The 16,082-nt window shown below is 52.5% G+C and carries 17 protein-coding genes; 9 read left to right on the forward strand and 8 right to left on the reverse strand.

Annotated elements, in window-relative coordinates; genetic code table 11:
* Positions 1 to 173: 173 nt before the first annotated feature.
* A complete protein-coding gene (locus AC2FD9_RS16505; protein WP_496837920.1) occupies positions 174 to 1,454 on the reverse strand; it encodes a tetratricopeptide repeat protein in 1,281 nt (426 codons plus the stop codon).
* Positions 1,455 to 1,720: 266 nt separating this feature from the next.
* Here AC2FD9_RS16505 and AC2FD9_RS16510 point away from each other — a divergent pair, with 266 nt between their 5' ends.
* From AC2FD9_RS16510 to AC2FD9_RS16520, 3 genes are all read left to right on the forward strand, one after another.
* Complete coding sequence (locus AC2FD9_RS16510) at positions 1,721 to 2,641, forward strand: sulfurtransferase (protein ID WP_496699541.1); 921 nt, start codon at positions 1,721 to 1,723, stop codon at positions 2,639 to 2,641.
* 64 nt (positions 2,642 to 2,705) lie between these two features.
* Complete coding sequence (locus AC2FD9_RS16515; protein WP_299641593.1) at positions 2,706 to 3,497, forward strand: class I SAM-dependent methyltransferase; 792 nt, start codon at positions 2,706 to 2,708, stop codon at positions 3,495 to 3,497.
* A 66-nt stretch (positions 3,498 to 3,563) separates the two neighbouring features.
* A complete protein-coding gene (locus AC2FD9_RS16520; RefSeq protein ID WP_353390967.1) occupies positions 3,564 to 4,073 on the forward strand; it encodes a MaoC family dehydratase in 510 nt (169 codons plus the stop codon).
* Between the two features lie 164 nt (positions 4,074 to 4,237).
* Here the strand turns inward: AC2FD9_RS16520 and AC2FD9_RS16525 are convergent, their stop codons facing one another.
* From AC2FD9_RS16525 to AC2FD9_RS16535, 3 genes are all read right to left on the reverse strand, one after another.
* The gene (locus tag AC2FD9_RS16525) at positions 4,238 to 5,251 is read right to left on the reverse strand and encodes a LysR family transcriptional regulator (protein ID WP_299902368.1); all 1,014 of its coding nucleotides are present in this window, start codon (positions 5,249 to 5,251) and stop codon (positions 4,238 to 4,240) included.
* Between the two features lie 489 nt (positions 5,252 to 5,740).
* Positions 5,741 to 6,526, reverse strand: a complete 786-nt coding sequence (locus AC2FD9_RS16530) for a hypothetical protein (protein ID WP_299637035.1) — start codon at positions 6,524 to 6,526, stop codon at positions 5,741 to 5,743.
* A 191-nt stretch (positions 6,527 to 6,717) separates the two neighbouring features.
* A complete protein-coding gene (locus AC2FD9_RS16535) occupies positions 6,718 to 8,559 on the reverse strand; it encodes an adenylate/guanylate cyclase domain-containing protein (RefSeq protein WP_496837923.1) in 1,842 nt (613 codons plus the stop codon).
* Between the two features lie 212 nt (positions 8,560 to 8,771).
* Between AC2FD9_RS16535 and AC2FD9_RS16540 the strand changes: the two genes are divergently transcribed.
* Both AC2FD9_RS16540 and AC2FD9_RS16545 read left to right on the forward strand, forming a co-directional pair.
* Positions 8,772 to 9,626: a CE1 family esterase gene (locus AC2FD9_RS16540; protein WP_299637033.1), complete on the forward strand. Its 855-nt coding sequence runs from the start codon at positions 8,772 to 8,774 to the stop codon at positions 9,624 to 9,626.
* Positions 9,627 to 9,877: 251 nt separating this feature from the next.
* Positions 9,878 to 10,045, forward strand: coding sequence for an SAM-dependent methyltransferase (locus AC2FD9_RS16545; protein ID WP_353390963.1), 168 nt, complete (start codon positions 9,878 to 9,880; stop codon positions 10,043 to 10,045).
* Positions 10,046 to 10,057: 12 nt separating this feature from the next.
* Here the strand turns inward: AC2FD9_RS16545 and AC2FD9_RS16550 are convergent, their stop codons facing one another.
* The 4 genes from AC2FD9_RS16550 to AC2FD9_RS16565 all read right to left on the reverse strand — a co-directional run bounded on the left by AC2FD9_RS16550 (position 10,058) and on the right by AC2FD9_RS16565 (position 12,696).
* On the reverse strand, positions 10,058 to 10,630 hold the full coding sequence (locus AC2FD9_RS16550) for a carboxymuconolactone decarboxylase family protein (protein ID WP_496837926.1): 573 nt from the start codon (positions 10,628 to 10,630) through the stop codon (positions 10,058 to 10,060).
* 187 nt (positions 10,631 to 10,817) lie between these two features.
* Positions 10,818 to 11,354, reverse strand: coding sequence for a hypothetical protein (locus AC2FD9_RS16555; RefSeq protein WP_299637031.1), 537 nt, complete (start codon positions 11,352 to 11,354; stop codon positions 10,818 to 10,820).
* Positions 11,338 to 12,108: a hypothetical protein gene (locus AC2FD9_RS16560; RefSeq protein ID WP_496837928.1), complete on the reverse strand. Its 771-nt coding sequence runs from the start codon at positions 12,106 to 12,108 to the stop codon at positions 11,338 to 11,340. Before AC2FD9_RS16560 ends, AC2FD9_RS16555 begins: the two co-directional genes overlap by 17 nt.
* Positions 12,109 to 12,180: 72 nt before the next feature.
* A complete protein-coding gene (locus AC2FD9_RS16565; RefSeq protein ID WP_496837930.1) occupies positions 12,181 to 12,696 on the reverse strand; it encodes a DUF805 domain-containing protein in 516 nt (171 codons plus the stop codon).
* A 549-nt stretch (positions 12,697 to 13,245) separates the two neighbouring features.
* On the opposite strand from AC2FD9_RS16565, the gene AC2FD9_RS16570 reads away from it, so the two are divergent.
* From AC2FD9_RS16570 to AC2FD9_RS16585, 4 genes are all read left to right on the forward strand, one after another.
* Complete coding sequence (locus AC2FD9_RS16570; protein WP_496837932.1) at positions 13,246 to 13,545, forward strand: hypothetical protein; 300 nt, start codon at positions 13,246 to 13,248, stop codon at positions 13,543 to 13,545.
* A gap of 202 nt (positions 13,546 to 13,747) precedes the next feature.
* Positions 13,748 to 14,209 (forward strand): hypothetical protein, encoded by a 462-nt coding sequence (locus tag AC2FD9_RS16575; RefSeq protein ID WP_496837934.1) that lies wholly within the window; start codon positions 13,748 to 13,750, stop codon positions 14,207 to 14,209.
* A 55-nt stretch (positions 14,210 to 14,264) separates the two neighbouring features.
* Complete coding sequence (locus AC2FD9_RS16580) at positions 14,265 to 14,879, forward strand: hypothetical protein (protein ID WP_281996018.1); 615 nt, start codon at positions 14,265 to 14,267, stop codon at positions 14,877 to 14,879.
* Positions 14,880 to 15,279: 400 nt separating this feature from the next.
* Positions 15,280 to 15,453: a hypothetical protein gene (locus AC2FD9_RS16585; protein ID WP_157054209.1), complete on the forward strand. Its 174-nt coding sequence runs from the start codon at positions 15,280 to 15,282 to the stop codon at positions 15,451 to 15,453.
* Positions 15,454 to 16,082: the final 629 nt, after the last annotated feature.

Consider the following 16,082-nt stretch of genomic DNA (forward strand, 5'->3'; position numbering starts at 1 on the left):
GCTCGCACACACCTAAGACGGGCTTTTGAGAAAGCTGATGTCAGCAGTCAGATTGGTCTTTTCCGCCAACTAACACTTTTGGGGCCTGGTAGCGTCGTGCGACAGCTTCCGTTCTAAGTGGTGTTGAAAACGTGTAATTTGGGCTCATTGCGGGCGTCAAAAATTCAGGCACCCTATCCTTCTAGCGTGGCAACTGCATGGTCATGAGAGGTATGGGGTCGATGCATGTTGAGAATGCGTCGAGCTTCATTCGATTGTCCCGAAATTGCCAGCGCATGCGCCAATGAAAACTCAATTAAGTCGCGTTGCGCCCGGCTGCCGCCTAGGCGTTCGTGCTCAGACATGACACCTACAAATTTCTCAATCGCTTCATCCGCGTTTCCATCCGCCAACGCACGGAATGCGCCTGCGACCGAAGCAACGGTGGGGCCTGCGGGGCCCTTTGCGCCGTCAATGGTTGTTTCCAGACGCTCTCTGTTTCCAGCCATCGCATGCGCAAGAGCAGCGTGAACATCCGCAAAAGCCAAGCCAGGTGAAGGAAAGAACTGAACAGCATAGTCGCTGAGTTGTTGCCAACGCTCCTGAGGAATTTGCTCACCAGCCAAAAAGGCGCGGTGAACAATTGCCACACTATCAGTCAGAACGTTCAGTGGTGGCGCAGGAGGTCGGTCGGGGGAAACATAATCATCGAACAGCTTCCACATACCCGCCACATCGCCGCTTTCAAGCGCCCACAGAGCAACGTGCCAACTGAGATGGCAGTGCAGATACGCCGTGAAGGGATAGTCTTGCCAGAACTCGCGCAGATAAACGTAGCCAGCGCCCGTCTCCCCGTTCTCATAGTAGAGATGGGCCCTGACATGTGCACTGTGTGCGCTGTCTGGCTTCAATTCAAGCGCGCGCTCAATGTTTTCAGCGGCCAGGCCAATCTGTCCGGCCTCCATCTGGGCAAATGCATGCTGGCAGAGAAACCACCAGTCGTCGCCATAGTGTGGCTTTAACATGGTTGTGTACGCAAGCTGCTCCGCCTCGCGTCCAGCCTGACCTGAAAACCCTATTAAGCCAAATACGCTGGTACATGTCTGTGCAAGCAAAATATCTCGTGGATGGTCTGCGACGTGATCTCGGATGCGCCTGTAGGCCTGCGGTGCACGCCCCTCAATGAGATCGCTGATAATGTCGATCTGGGCGGCTTCGCGCGGGCTGACGCCATGCGAAAGTTCCTTTGCAACGGCTATTTCACGCTTTGCATCTTGTCCACGCCCGACAGTAACAAGGTAGCGTGCAAGCCCAACATGAGGCATAGCAAAACTATCATCTGCCCGCATTGCAGAACGGTAAGCGTCTTCAACATCATCAAAAGCGCCTAGAAAACGGTCGATGCCTTCAACGTAGGCGTCTCGCGCAGCTTGTGATATGGTCGTTAGCGGGCTTCCGTATCGATCTTCAAGCATCCAAACCTTCCACTATCTGTACCAAACCTGTCCGTCAGCGAGCTATATGAGCATGCCTAGCCATAAACGAGTCAAAGGAAATCGACGTTACGAGGCGCCATTATTTCAGCATCCGTTTCTTTCAGAAGCCTTATGAAATCAGCGAAATGCGGTTCAAACCATAGTTGCTTCATCAAATCCCGATTTCCTAAAATTGGACTCCGAAAGCAATTTTGGGGATTATTCCATACGGCCCGACCCGCGTCCGGTTAGAGGAGAACGTAGGTATGACAACCCAAACTCGCCCGCTTATTGATACGGCTTGGTTGGCAGATAACCTGACTGACCCGAAACTACGCATCATTGATGTTCGCTGGAAGTTTAGGGAGGAAAACGGCAAGGGCTTGGCCTATGACGATAGGAGCGAGTTCCAAGCCGAGCACATTCCCGGCGCCGTGTATGTTGGCATGTCGACAGAGCTTGCAGACAGCAATCAGAACGTTCCCGATATGATGCTCGGGCCAGAGGATTTTGGGAAAAAGATGCGCGAGTTGGGTGTTTCCAAAGACAGTCATGTCTTGGTCTACGATGATTCCGGGCTTCCGTTGGCTTCAGCGCGTCTTTGGTGGGCACTTTCGCACTATGGCCATAAAAACGTGCAGGTCTTGGACGGCGGCTTGCAGCAATGGAAACTCGAAGGTCGACCCACTGAAACTGGCGATCCATCCGTTGAGCCTGGCGACTTCGCTCCCAAGGTGCAGAGCAATTGGATTGCCAGCAAAACTGACGTTCTGGACGCGATAGGTATGCTTGAGGTCAGAGTTGTGGACTTTCTGCCAAACGACCTCTTCCGAGGCGACGGTGTTCACACATGGGGAGGTCGCTCGGGACATATCCCCGGTGCAGTTAACATACCGGCGATATCGAACATCGATCCGGATTTGGCACACACACCCATTGCTGAGCGGGCAGCGAAACTAAAGGAACGAGGCTCATTCAGGTTGGCGGATCGCCTCCGCCTCCTTCAGCACTATCAGGACAAGGGAATTCAAACCGACGACGAGGTTATCGCGTATTGCGGTCGCGGTATTGCCGCCTCTTGCGGTCTCCTTGCGCTTCGCCACATGGGGTTCGACAAGTCGCGCCTCTATGATGGTTCCTGGGCTGAGTGGAGCGCCGATGAGAACCTTCCGGTTGAAACCTCGTGAGACTACGATTTTGGGTCACTTTGGGTGATCCAATTATTGACGCGTTGCTAGGAGGATATTTTTGATGACGGACAATTTCCGGCTGACCAAAGAAGCTGCGCAGAAGTACAACAACCATAGTGTGCCTGCGATGTTCGGCCCATTGGCTGAAGCAACAATGCAGAAGGTTCAGCTTCGAAGCGGCACTTGTGTTATCGACATTGCATGCGGCACCGGGGCTTTGACGCGAGAGATTGCAAGGAAACTGACGGGCGAAGGCCGGGTTGTTGGCGTAGATCTGAACGAAACCATGATTGAGGTCGCGCAGTCCAATCAGCTGGATTGTCGTCATGTGCTCGAGTGGTATGCAGCAGATGTAACCGAGTTACCTTTCGGAGATGCTACGTTTGACTATGCCTTCATACAACAGGGGCTTCAGTTCTTCCCCGACAAATCCGCCGCGTTGAAAGAAGTTCATAGGATCTTGCGCAATGACGGTCAGCTGTTTTTAACATGTTGGCGCGCTGTGTCGCCCTTCAATGGAGCACTTGCAAAAGCTCTCGAACAGCATGTTGGAACAGATGCCGCAGTCAAGGCCAGAGCGCCTTTTTCGTTTCGAGATGGGGACCTCATTTCGAACTTGTTGGTCGATGCAGGCTTCAAGATAGCTCGTCACGAGCCATTGGTACTAGAGCGAAGATTTATTGACCTTCGTGCGCAAATCATGGCGCTGCCAATCGAAACTGATCTTAGGGATGCAGGTGATGACGTCACCAACAAGGTCGTGGAAGAGGTTGCAGACGCTTTGTCTAGATATGACAATGAAGGCGTATTGCACGTACCGCAAGAAGCGCACCTTTTTGTCGCCGCGGCATAGGTCAACGACCACTGGCTCAGTTCTCAATTACGATCTTTGCCATGGTCGAAAGACAATGCGGCATTAGTGGCTGCCGAGCGTGACTCCGCGTTGACGGTTGAGTGTGCATCAAACTATACTTTTGCCATGGCCAGCGGAAAATACATCGACGATTTGTCGGTTGGCGAAACTTTCGAAACCGGTGGCGTTACGCTGACCGAGGGAGCGATTGTTGACTTCGCACTGGTTCATGACCCGCAGCCCTTCCACGTTAACAAAGTGGCTGCCGCAGAGTCGATTTTCGGCGGTCTCATCGCCAGTGGATTTCAAACAATAGCGCTTACTTTCAGGTTGTTCCGCGACACTGGTGTACTTACCGGCACCAATCTGGGTGGACATGGTATGGACGAGGTACGGTGGCTGGCTCCGGTGTATTCCGGTGACACGATCAGCGTGCGCGTCACGGTTGAAGCAATTACACCATCACGTTCGAAGCCAGACCGGGGAACGGTCAAATTCCGATACCAGACATTTAACCAGAACGATGTTGAAGTTCTTAACCTGGTCATGCACCACGTGATGGCATGTCGGAGTTAAGGCGGTTTGCAGCGACTTGGGCGCGGCGATCAATTCGACCTCCCTTTGTCATCTTCAAGAGTATCCTTGGGCTCGCCACATAAAGCTTCTATTCGCAATTGCGGTCGTGGCGTACATGCAAACTAGCTTGTTCGCGTGTTCTCAATCCTTTTTTGCCTAAATAACTACTTGTAGATTGCCGCATAACGAGGTGCGAAGAACTTAACGAAGGCTCTAACCTCTGGCCGACGATAGGCTTCCGGCGAAATGAGCATTAGGTGCGGCACCGCAAGTTCGGGGATTTCGTCGAAACATCGGATAAAAGACATGTCTGTTTCCACCAGCTTGACATTGCTGATTCCAAGGCCTTGCCCTGACCTGATCGCCGCATGCATTAGCTCCAGTTCAGTGAAAGACATGACGATCTGGTCCGGCTCCACGTGATTGGTCAACCATTCGTGGAATACATTTGGTACGTCGTCCCGCTGAAAGGTAACAAACTGATGCCCGGCCAGATCATTCGTTGACCCCGGTAAGCCAAATTTGTCCGCGTAATTTCTGCTGCCGAACAAAGACCAGCGGGCCGTGCTGATCTTACGACAGATCAGGTCAGGATCAGGTTCAGTTCTTGCAAGGCGCAAAGCAATGTCGGCCTCGCCCGCCATCAGGTCCAGCGCCCGAACGCTGGACAAAAACTCGAATGCGACATCCTGATTGTCGGCGGAAAACTCGTTTACGATTTCAATCATGCGTGCAGAGAAGTTTGCTGAGTAAGCGGTGATTCGGATGGGTTGTGTCGACGTCAATTCTTTCGCGCAATCGGCAAATTCAAGGACTGAAGTCTCGATTGCTTCGGCGAGGGGAACGAGGCGAAGGGCTTCTGGGGTCGGTTTGAACCCGTGCGTACCGCGCTCAAAAAGCGTCAAGCCTGTTTCTCTTTCGAGAACATCAATGCGTCGGGCAACCGTTGGTTGGGAGACCTTTAGCTTTCTGGAGGCCGCAAGCGTCGACCCTTCTCTGAAGACAGAGAGGAACACACGAATATCCGACCAATTTCGGAACCCGTTCTTCATTTTTGTAGAACAGCACAATTTTGTGCCGGATACCAGAAAAACGGGTGAACAGTTACTCTTGTTGCGACAGCGCAAGTAACTCGAAAAGGACCATGAGATGGCTTCCCATACAATGTCACCCAGCATCTGGACCGTATTTGATGGACTGTTCGGTTGGACCAAAAGAGCCTGCCCCGAAACCCGGAAGCCGCGGCCTACAGCCAACGATCTTCACGCGGAACGCGACTATATTAATGACGTGATCTGGAGTAGTCCCGCTGCGTTTTCGAGTGAACTTGACGTGCAGAACATGATGAGTCTGTATCCAGGAAGGTTCTGACGACACTTGGTGACAATCGGCCGAACAAGGCGATTAGATCACGCCAAATTCAGCTGCAAGCTGGAAGTGACAGCCACGCACCTGTGTTGTAGCCATTGAGTAAGTACCAACACGAGACCTTCTCGTGCAACCTGGCGCCTTGTTTGACGATATTGAAGTGAGCCACCTGCTGGCAAAGGTCACTCACCTCACCTCACCTCCGCATGTTCGTCGTTTGGTGAAAGGCAATTTCCTTTGATCCGTTCTCGTAAATTTGCAAAGTCCGAAATGCTAACCGAACAGACCTTTGTCCGAGACTACACCCGATACCAGTTTTCAACTTCTCGGGCGGCTTCTTCGGCTGTAAAAGTATTCTCTACCTCTGCGATTGCGTACTTTACTTCGTCTGAGCTAGCACTGAGTTCTAAGGCGTCCGCATCCAGATCATGGGCTGACCCTGCATTTGAATAGATCGTATCGACCCCAATTCTGATGGCGTGTCGGAGTTGCAGCAGGTGCTCAAAAAACCGCACATAAATCATCTCCTCGTACGGAGAATGAATATCCGCTTCAGAGATCAAGCCCAATTCTGCGGCCTTGGCACACGTCAAACGCCAAGCCAGTTCCATTGTGGATGGTGGCGCGTCCCTGGCCTCTTCAGGATGTCCGGGGTTCGCAAACGTAGATCTTCGAATAGCTTCGAGATTGGCACGTAAGCCCTTTGTGGGAACCGGATAGATGAATTTGGTTTCCTCGGAAGCTAAGGCAGGCTCAATCTGATCCGGCTGCGCCTGGATGAACTCTGAAAACCTGTTTCCGATGATAGGGACTTCGCCCACAATCATGTCTGTGGGATCGGAATTCTCCACCTGCCATCGCGCTAAGGTTCTCCGGCCCCACAATCCGGCGGCCCTTCGGATCAACGGATGAGTTCCATCCGAAACATCTGGATACTTTGTTAGTATGTCTTCGGTCTGAAACGCCGCGAGCCCCTTATCCCAACGCATGATATGCACGCGACGTCCCAAGGAGATCGCAATGGATATTTGCTGGCGCAATAGGAATGACTTTCCAGATGCCGGCAATCCAGTGAAGAAAACCATGCGGCAACGACGTGCAGCGTCCGCTAGGTGTCTTCCAATTTCTGCGTCCGCAAAACTGTCCTTAGAAATTACGAATCTCCTTATTCGGTGTCGGCAACAGCGTTAGGTAGCAAACGCAACTTGGTTCCAGAGCCGCTACAAACATTCTACGCCCGCCATTCTGAAAGCGATGTTTGCAAGCAATCGCGGCGTTAGTTCTCTGAAACTTCAATACCGGCAATGCGAAGCCCATCCATTATCTTTTCGATCAGCTCCGTTGGCATTCCACGCGCTCGATACGGTGAGCGTGGATCGTCAAGAAACTCCGGGTGTTCGTTTTGCAAGCGTCGCGCCATCTCTTGCGCCTTTTGTTGCTCGCCGTCCAAAGCATAGCTTGCAGTCAGGGTTGCCATCGACATGGTGGATTTCGGCGTACCCCAGCTCAAGATGACTTTTTGTGCCTCATCATAATTGCCTCGCAAGATCGCGTGCAGCACCCAAGCGTTATTGTAGCCAGGATGAAGTTTGGGGTTGAGGTCTTTTGCGCGGGAAATCCACTCTTTACCTTTTTCAAACTCGCCGGAGTAAGCAAGAAAGATACCCAGATCCGCGAGGATCCAGGAATCATTGGGACTAAGCTCCGTGGCGTTCTTTGCGTGTTCAAAGAAGACCGCCTTGTCTTCTCCCGTCATTCTGCTGAGGATTGCCAGGGCGTAGTGCGCATCCGCATTGTCCGGGTCTTCCTCAAGTGCACGTGTGGCGGCGTCTCGGGCCTTATTTGCCCAATCCGGATCGGTGTCGAATGATCGTTTCTTAGACTCGAGATAGTTAAAGGCCAATCGCGACCAAGCAAGAGAGTAACCAGGTTCTTCCTTCACGGTTCGCAATAGACAGTCCCGAGCCTTGCGATGCGCTTCAATGCTGAAACTTTGATAAAACCAGAATCCCAACAGATAACATTCATAGGCTTCCAGGTTTTCCGGTGCCTTGTCGCGGATAGCCTGCTGTACAGAAGTGTTGAACAACGGGGCATCGCTTGAACCGATTTGCGAGGCGACCTTTCTTGCAATCTCAACCTGGATATCCAGGACATTTGCGATACTGAGGTCCATATCAAAGGGGCCCGGCGGTGTGAGTTGACGGCAAGTCCTTGCATTGATGAATGTAGTTGTCACCCGCAGTTTCGAGTCAGACCGTTGGGCCGTGCCGCCAAGTATGTAATCGGCCCCTAACGCATCCCTGATCGCTTCGCAATCTTTGTTACTGCTGAAGTCGGCTCCAGCTTCGGGAGCTATAACAAACAGGTTAGAGAACTTCGCCAACAAGGCGTTAAGATCACGCGTCAAACCTTCAGCGAAATACTCGTCTTCCTTGTTTTCCCCGATTGTTTCAAAAGGTGTAATGACAATCCGCGCACCTGACGGAAGGTCGCGCGGATCATCTCTTCCAAATACAAAAAAAGCTGAAATCGCGGTAGCTGTGGCGACAACAGCCGTCGCGGCAGTCCATCGGATCGCTGCGCTGCGCTTGGGTTTGACCGCAAGTTCCGGAGGCCAGGTCCAAACCTCGACCTTATTGGCGATATTCTTCAATTCATGGGCGCCAGCATGCGCAAATTCCGCGTCCACCTTTCCCGAAAGTTGATCGGCAACTGCTTTGGAAACACAAAGGCCTCCGGGCGGTGCGATTGCTTCCAACCGAGCCGCAATGTTGACACCGTCTCCCAGCAGGTTATCGCCATCTGCCACGACATCACTGAGATGTATTCCGATACGAAGGTTCATGCGCCCTTTTTCCGGCAGATCGAGGTTCCGGACCTTCAGCTCTCTTTGAATTTCCAATGCACAGCGGGACGCGTCCGTTGCACTTGTGAATTCAGCGATGACGCTGTCACCCGCGCTGCCGAACACGCGACCACCGTAGTTTGAGATGAGGCCATCAATGAGTTTTCGGTAGCCCTTTAGCGCTGTAATGGTGCCCTCTTCATCACGCTCGATCAAGCGTGAGAATCCCACAAAATCCGCAGCCATAATGGCAGTTAGACGGCGTTCCATAAGTCCCCCCGTACCACTTTAATGAAAGTTACCTGGGTTCTCGAACAAAATCTAAGTTCTTTCCCAAGCTCATAACTACTCATTTGGATAGAGATAGACCGGCCAACTTTGCCTAGACTTCAGATGGTTCACAAACGCTTGGCCGCTGCCTTCGGAGATGCGCAACGCTGTGCTATGATCTTCTGTGACCTAACCACAGAGGTACACTTTTGATGCGACCCGAAACGCGCAATCGCATTTTGACGCTCGGTATTGCCATTGCTGTTATTGCTGCGAAGCCGAACGCTGCCCTCGCTTCTGATGGAGAGTGTGGTGCGCCAGATGCACCGTGCACACTGGAAGGCGGTAAATACTACGTGGCCCTGCCAGAGGCTCCGGATGAACGACCTGCCGTCATTTGGTTGCACGGTTATGGACGGTCTGGCAAGGCGATGATCCAGAATTCCGCCTATGTTGACCCTTTCATCCGGCGTGGCTACGCGGTGATTATGCCGAGCGGGCAGCCCAGTATTAATGACAAAGACCTCGATTGGGGTGTGGCTGACGGATATGACCTGGCGCGCGATGATGTAGCCTTTATCGACGCCGTACGCGCCGACGCGGTGGAGCGCTTCGGAATTGACCCGTCGCGAATACTGATCGCAGGCTTCTCCCGCGGCGGCTCGATGGTCTGGGACATTGCGTGCCAAGCGCCAGAGATGGCAAGAGGTTTTGCCGCTGCGGCTGGGGCGTTCTGGGAGCCTATGACCACTGAGTGCGATGCGCCAGTTCACCTGTTTCACGTACACGGCTTCAAAGACAGAATGGTGCCGTTCGAAGGCCGAGAGCTGACATGGGAGGGTGTCGATTTTCACCAGGGTAATGTCATGAAGGGCTTGGACGTCTGGCGCCGAGAAAACGCCTGCTTAGGTAGCGCGGAAAACAGCTTTGGCGACGATGGTTCGATGCAGAAGGATTGGATGGACTGTGAGGCCGGCTCGATTCGGTTGAAGGTCACCAAAGGCGGACACGGCGTTCCGGAGGGCTGGCGGGACGCGGTGCTAGACTGGTTCGAAGCTCTACCTTGAGCACTCGAGTGCCTGCCGACCCTCCGCGAGTTTTGATCTGATGGGCATTCAGTAGCATTCAACATGATTGGTAAAAGGGGTTGAGAATGAGAGAGCAAGTTTCCGACTACTATGGTCCCAGCCGCAGGCTGATCGACCAGATAGCTGATAGCCTGAAGGCCGCGAGCATTGACCCGAAGAAACTACGCGCCGCGGATTTCTAACCAATCAATGAGTACCATTTCCGAGGCAGACAGACGACTTTACAGTTATTGGAGAAACTGAAGTTAACGACAGGCGCGAATGTACTTGATATTGGTAGTGGCTTGGGTGGGGTCACCAAAACAATTGCAGAAGAAGCAAGCGCTAAGGTTAGAGGCATTGATCTGACGCAAGAGTTTTGCGACGCAGCCAAAACCATTTCCGATTGGAAACGTTAGAACAACATCAATTCAAGGGATGTCGAGGCCGTTCTCTCGTCCGAAATCGGTATAGAAGCTGTCACTGCGGCATCGGTTTAAAGTGGCTTCGTCCGCTTCTCTTGGGTCGGTGCCAGGGCTTTGGACACCTGTTCCTTCTATGAAGCCATTCACGAGATTAAAGACACCGCAAACTTGGATAGCATCGAACAGCGCACTCTCCGACCAGCCTGCCGCGTAGACTGCTTTTGCGTCGGCTTCCGTCATTCGGGATGGTGAGACGGTGAGCTTTTCAATGTATGCCAGTAACGGTTTAAGTTGGTCTTCGACGGGTGCTGTATCGCGGTCTTCCATCAGTGCCTCGATTGTCTCGACCTCAATGCCGTAGGCTTTGGCGAAAACGATGTGCGCCCCATGGCAATACGCACAAGCATTCAAGCCAGAGACATAAGCTGCGATTAGTTCACGCTCAGCAACCGAGAGGTCGCTCTCGCCCCTCATAACCAGGCTTTCGTACGCGCAAAGCGGCGAAAGTTTGTCTGGAAAGGCTTGATAGACACTTCCAAGCGTCGCGTTCTCAGGCAGAGATGGAAACAGGCGTTTCATTCAATTCTCTTTCAGTCTTGCTTTGGATAGCTTTGTCTCAAAGTGAGGAACCTAACGGTGCATACGCAACCTTAAAGCAATTCTAGGATCCGCACAGAGCTTCTGTTGGAATACATCCGAAGGTAAGTTTGCCTAACAACACCCCAACGTGATCGTAGTTTGGCTATCTGCGGTGCCCAATTGCAGTTTACTCCCAATCGCCAGCAGACGAGCGCCACGTCTTAGCTTCCGCATCCCAAACACTGGCTGTTGTGCAAGGCGTCGGGTTTATTCCGTCACAATTGGTTCCGTGGACGTCAGCAAGGACAATGCGTTGACGCCCGAAGTCAACGACCGTCCAGCCCTGGTTGAGCAAGGAGTGAACCTCCTCTTCAATCAAGAAGTGCGACATGCATCCGCCAGTGCCGCAGTAAAGAGAAGCGGCGCTTGAACACGCAAAACCAGACTCATTCAGAACCCAGTCGCGTTGTAGATCTCCGTCAAGATCCACCCTTTCAACCGCGCCCCAATCTAAGTCAAACTGACCGTTGTTGAACTCTGCGCAGGCCTGTGCCGCCAGATCAACCTTCGCCCGCAAACCGGTTGGAAGTTGCGAACCGTCAGCCGCGAAAGCTGGTGAGGTCCAAACTAGACCCGAACCCAGCACAATCGAGGAAACCAAACATTTAAACTGGCTTACCAATTGGGAAATCGGTTGGAGGGGGGCATCAATTGCATTGATCATACCTATAGTCCCCGTATTCCAGCCAGTTTGCCGAGCCTTCGCTAAAAATCAGAAATTCGGACCTGTCTTCCCCAAGCAGGGCAACGACAAATCCGGTCGGCGGCTCAGAGTTTCCGAAGTAGCTGTAGGCCGTCATGGCTCTGATCGACTCGCCGTTAACCGTTACTCGCGCGTCCCACTCTCCCTCCGGGTTGTCCAAAATTACAGGTTCGATCACGCGCTCTATCGCCCCGCCACCACAATAGATGATGCCTTCGGGTGCTTCGTAGGAGGCCCCCTGGCTAGTATCTGAATCGCAGGCGGAACGAAGGGACCGAATTGCCGCGCTGGAACCTTTCAAGTCAATGATCCCATAGCTGACATCTTGATCAATCATCGACAGATTGACCGCCGCATTGGCCGCAAGCTGGTCCAGTACAAAACCATAGTCCTGCTGACTATCAAAACTGATCTCGACGGGATAATTGTCGACGATCTGCACGTCAGCGTTTTCTGCGCCAACCTGAAATGCCCCAACTTCGGTGGTGCCGTTCTTCAAAAATCGAATAGAAAGCCCCTGCTTTTCCACGATGTCCTGGCTATCCTCATACCCAGCCGGAGCAAAGCGGATACGATTACACTGAAGTTCCAGCGTCATGTTTCCGGTCTGAATAAATGCATTGGGATTGGGGCCGGAACTGAAGGACCACTCCGCCGATGCTGTGGTCGCCATTGCCATCATAAGCGTTCCAATGGAAATCGTCTTGAAACTCATTTTCTCTCTCCATGGTGTTGCGGTTCGCACTTTCATTCAGCAGAGATTCCGGCCGTTGCCCGGGCAACCAGGTCAGGAAACAGGTGCACCGTACTCGTTCGCTCCTTCTTCCGAAGGGCGCGTCAGCCACCAGATCATAAGGATGGACAGAACCAATTGAAGAATTGAGACAACAACAATACCGGTTACGCCCAGGACTGCCGCCGGTCCTCGCAATGCATCGGGGTTTTCCGTCCCTTGCTCCAATACCGAAAAGAACGCTACCCCACCCAGCATAACAAAAAGCGTTGTAATGCTGAGCGCCATCGGCAGCAGCAAGTACCAACCAGGTCGTCCCGTATCATGCAGCCGCCGCCAACCGGCGGCCAGCATAGGTATGATAACGGCCAGTTGGAAAACAGAGGACAGAACCCGAGATCCTTGCCCTGTTTCGGGGTCGGTCCCGAATATGATCGTATCCAGCACAGCTAAAGCGGCACTCACGAGAACCACAAACAAGAAGAACCACCAGTATTCTGAGCGCATGGCCCGACCGGAGAACTGGAAGTATTTCGAGAAACACGTTTTGACTGCTTCACCGAATCCCATCTTTCAATCCTTTCTTAGTTTCTGTGCGGCCCCAAAACGCTTCGCTCCTCTGGGTATTCCCACGAACCTTTTTGTTTGAAAGCAGAAGCCTATCGTAAGAAAGCGTAAAGAAGTTTGCGCGCGGAAAAAATGTTGATTTAATAATAATTAGATTTAAATATGCGAATTTGACACAACTTTATTTTTACCTCCGTTGTTGTCGCTGTCGCCAGATTTGTCGAACCCTTCCGGCTGCTGGAGCGAGTGCTGGCGGTCGGAAGGCTTTTTACAATCATCGAGCTTGGGAGGATGCGATGCTCAAACTTAAGGTACTGGCCCTCGCTCCAAAGTTCGCTCTAGCTTTTGCCGGTGATATTGCTTGGTCGTCACGCGTTGGTGGCGGCCCCGGTAATCAACTTAATTTCGTTCTGCCGCCGAAGCTCTCCACAGCAAGTATTTGGGAAAGGTAGGCACCGGATCGAGGTATGTTCGATTGGCTGCATAGACGCGAGAGCTTCAAAAAGTCGCCTCCAATTCCATTAAGATCAACGAACCCAGAGGGAGAAGAAAATGACTAACAAGGTGATGATGATTGCAGGCGCGACATGTTTCGCACTGCTTGCAGCCTGCGACGATACGAATACTTCAAGCGCATCCGCCGAGCTCACGCCCGCTCAGCAGGCGTGTTTGCGAGATGTAGCTAACACAACGAACAATTCGCAAGTCGTGGTGCTCTCATCCGCGTTTAGCGAGGCGGGAACACAGGTCACTGTAGGCGTTGGCGAAGATCGTGCTCCTTGGAATTGTATTGCTTACAGTGATGGCGCGACAGCTGGCATCGAGTTCCTGGGAGACGAAGGCGCATTGTGACCTGTTTGGTGCGTAGCTGAATACGGCTGCGCAGCACTGGCTCACCCTTTGGAAAGCTCGACTTGGCTTGTAGAATAACCACTATTTTATTCGCGATCCTTTACCTGTTAGCGTTGGTTGCGTTCTTAACGGGTACATTTGGTTGGCTGGGGCAAGAAAGAGACCCTTTGTCCGGGGTGTTCCTTCTGCCGTTGGGACTACCTTGGATACTCGTAGCGGACTTGCTCTCGGAATCGACAAAACCTTGGTTCGCGGCGCTCGCACCGGTTTTCAACCTGTTAGCGCTGGTCTTGATTTGCAGATGGGCACGCAGATTGCGCCTGTAGTGGTGGCTGAACTCTTTCTCACCAAAAGGGAGGAAAACATGGGAAAAGTGATCTTGGGTATCGTGATCGGGCTCGCCCTCGGCGTGGTTGGGGCGATGACCATGGGTGGCGGTGCCGCGATAGGTGTCGGCGTTGCGACTGGCTTGTCCGCCGGTGTCTGCACCACATTGAAAGGAGCACAAGCCGAGAACCTGATCACCGCCGAGCAAGCGGATCAGATCCTCAATCGCGTTAATTCCGAGATGGCGTCACTGCAAGGAATTGAAACGACAGGCGAGATCGTCGGCAGCGCACAGGCATGCGACGAGTTTCTGTCAAAGTTACGAGTAACTAAGTGAGGTTCCGCTTTGTAGGGAACAAAACTCTAAGGATTAGCCAGCAAGGGACCATCTGATGAAATTCGCTGTACTTAAATTCCTCGCACCGATGTTCGCAATCGCAGGCACGGCTTCGTTTGCAATGTCTGAAGCAGACGACGCGTGTATCGACCACTTGCGGCAGGTTGGTGGACCAGACGGTCAATCCGGAACGATTGAAAGCTCAGAGTTCTCAGAGGCGGGTACGCTCGTCATGCTGCGAGACGCAGGTGGAACACTTTGGCGCTGCATCGCGTACAAGGATGGAAACATCGGCGAGATGGCGGTTGTCGAGGCGATGGATGATGGCGGTGGAGCAGTGGCAGGCGCGGCCGGTTCTACCGGTAGCCAACGTGTCAAATTCGATGGTGGTTCCACCGGCGCCGAACTCGTTGGTGAACTCGCGCCCGGAGCGTCACAGCAATATGTTCTCGGTGCCAAAAGCGAACAGTTCCTTTACGTTCGCGTTGCTCCGCGAAATGGCTCCTTGGACTACGTTATTCGCAACCCCGATGGTTCTGAACTGTTGGGATTGATGTCGGCGGACAAGGAGTATCGAGGACAGCTTTGGCAATCTGGTGATCATGTTGTGGAGGTTATCAATCGCAGCAACTCTTCCGTCGACTACAACGTCATTTTCGGAATTGAATAGGTGATCAATCAGAAACCCTGGAACGCAAGTATAAAAAGAGAGGGAAAAACAGATGAAACCCAAGGTCCTATTGGTGATCGGCACGGCGTGTACTACTGCGCTTGCAGCATGCGACGACAGTGGCGGATCAGTGGATGCAAGTGCACCAACTGTGGGCAGCTCTAGCGATCTTTCGTCATTTGAAGGGGCAAGAGCGGGCCAAGCTGAAATGGGTATTCAAAGTCTCGGGTTTGAACTCATCCGAAGCGAGGGGCTAACCTCGTACTGGTTTAACAAGGATACCGGTGCATGCGCTCGGATCACGACCTCCGAGGGAAGGTACTCAGATGTAGCTATGCTGCCATCAGGTGACTGCTGACAGACTTCCATCAATCCCAAATCTGAAAGAAGGTGTTCAAACTTGCAATTCGACCTGGCACACGCGGCGGTCATCGTTGTCGCCTTAATCATCACTAACCTGGCATTGAAATCCGCTGGCGTGATCAATGAAGAAAACAAGCACCAATGGAACTGGAAAGTTGTTCTAGCTTACTTCGTAGTCGTCGTTATCATCAATCTGGTGTGGCCCATTTAATGTTTCACAGCGGAAAGCTAACTGCCCACTTGATATGGTTGTCGTGAACTAGCCTTTCCGAGAAACTATCAGGTCGCAAGAGTTTGAGCATCAAAGGTTCAAGTATAGAAAGGAGATGGCATGCGGTTTTTGGCGTCCCTCATATTCATTGGTGTTCTCGCAACCACTGCGAATTCTGACGTGACCAGTCGAAATGGCGGTCCAAGCAACAGTCAAATGCTGTCAAAGGGTGGTGACGGAGGCGTTGATGGTGTCGCTTTCTTTCGCCCAGTCTTAAGCGGAGTGTTGTATCGATCCGGTTTCAAGGGTGGCGACAAGGATCGAACTGGCCTAAGTGAGGGTCAACGCGAAACTCTGTGCGGTGAAGGGTTTTCAACCGGGTTTTATGCCGACTTTGGCAAAAACACTGAATACGGTCGCACCAGTTGTGGAAACGGATCCTTTGACTATCAAAGTGCCAGATCCTCCCGACCCAGTGCTGTCATGGCTTCCATACACGAGGTGATTCAAAACCCTGGAAAAGGCCCTGTCCTGGTGCACTGCATGTGGGGTGTTCATTCCTCGGGGGCATTGTCGGCAATGGCGCTCGTTCAGTTTTGCGGTTGGACGGAAGAAAGGGCCAAGGAATA

This window comes from Ruegeria sp. YTSC230, assembly GCF_059609665.1.

Bases quoted from the DNA above. Each gene is read 5' to 3' on its own strand.
- AC2FD9_RS16505 (WP_496837920.1), bottom strand. From the start codon at position 1,454: ATGCTTGAAGATCGATACGGAAGCCCGCTAACGACCATATCACAAGCT.
- AC2FD9_RS16510 (WP_496699541.1), top strand. From the start codon at position 1,721: ATGACAACCCAAACTCGCCCGCTTATTGATACGGCTTGGTTGGCAGAT.
- AC2FD9_RS16515 (WP_299641593.1), top strand. From the start codon at position 2,706: ATGACGGACAATTTCCGGCTGACCAAAGAAGCTGCGCAGAAGTACAAC.
- AC2FD9_RS16525 (WP_299902368.1), bottom strand. From the start codon at position 5,251: ATGCTGGGTGACATTGTATGGGAAGCCATCTCATGGTCCTTTTCGAGT.
- AC2FD9_RS16530 (WP_299637035.1), bottom strand. From the start codon at position 6,526: ATGGTTTTCTTCACTGGATTGCCGGCATCTGGAAAGTCATTCCTATTG.
- AC2FD9_RS16535 (WP_496837923.1), bottom strand. From the start codon at position 8,559: ATGGAACGCCGTCTAACTGCCATTATGGCTGCGGATTTTGTGGGATTC.
- AC2FD9_RS16540 (WP_299637033.1), top strand. From the start codon at position 8,772: ATGCGACCCGAAACGCGCAATCGCATTTTGACGCTCGGTATTGCCATT.
- AC2FD9_RS16550 (WP_496837926.1), bottom strand. From the start codon at position 10,630: ATGAAACGCCTGTTTCCATCTCTGCCTGAGAACGCGACGCTTGGAAGT.
- AC2FD9_RS16555 (WP_299637031.1), bottom strand. From the start codon at position 11,354: ATGATCAATGCAATTGATGCCCCCCTCCAACCGATTTCCCAATTGGTA.
- AC2FD9_RS16560 (WP_496837928.1), bottom strand. From the start codon at position 12,108: ATGAGTTTCAAGACGATTTCCATTGGAACGCTTATGATGGCAATGGCG.
- AC2FD9_RS16565 (WP_496837930.1), bottom strand. From the start codon at position 12,696: ATGGGATTCGGTGAAGCAGTCAAAACGTGTTTCTCGAAATACTTCCAG.
- AC2FD9_RS16570 (WP_496837932.1), top strand. From the start codon at position 13,246: ATGACTAACAAGGTGATGATGATTGCAGGCGCGACATGTTTCGCACTG.
- AC2FD9_RS16580 (WP_281996018.1), top strand. From the start codon at position 14,265: ATGAAATTCGCTGTACTTAAATTCCTCGCACCGATGTTCGCAATCGCA.